The sequence below is a fragment of the Pseudomonas sp. 32_A genome, assembly GCF_017490905.1.
Classification (GTDB): Bacteria; Pseudomonadota; Gammaproteobacteria; order Pseudomonadales; family Pseudomonadaceae; genus Aquipseudomonas; species Aquipseudomonas inefficax.
Genome location: NZ_JAFGYI010000214.1, coordinates 1 through 501 on the forward strand (window position 1 = coordinate 1; position 501 = coordinate 501).

The 501-nt window shown below is 67.1% G+C and carries 1 protein-coding gene; it reads left to right on the forward strand.

Features of this window, described 5'->3' with window-relative positions; genetic code table 11:
* Positions 1–501: aspartate kinase (locus tag J5M58_RS26355; RefSeq protein ID WP_207880286.1), on the forward strand; the 501-nt coding region annotated here is incomplete at both ends.

The following is a 501-nucleotide window of genomic DNA, read 5'->3' on the forward strand; positions in this document are numbered from 1 at the left end:
GAGATCTCGAGCCAGCCGAGCCCGCGCGAGCTCGACATGATCGCGTCGACGGGCGAGCAGGTCAGCGTGGGCCTGCTGTCGATCGCGCTGCAGGACATCGGCGTCGAGGCGGTGAGCTATGCCGGCTGGCAGGTGCCCATCAAGACCGACAGCGCGTACACGAAGGCGCGCATCCACTCGATCGACGACGAGCGCGTGCGCCGCGATCTCGACGCGGGCAAGGTCGTCATCATCACGGGTTTTCAGGGCGTCGATCCGGACGGCCACATCACGACGCTCGGCCGCGGCGGCTCGGACACGTCGGCGGTCGCGGTCGCGGCGGCGCTCGAAGCGGACGAATGCCTGATCTACACGGACGTCGACGGCGTATACACGACCGATCCGCGCGTCGTCGAAGAGGCGCTCCGGCTCGATAGCGTTACGTTCGAGGAAATGCTGGAAATGGCGAGCCTCGGCTCGAAGGTGCTGCAGATCCGCTCGGTCGAGTTCGCGGGCAAGTAC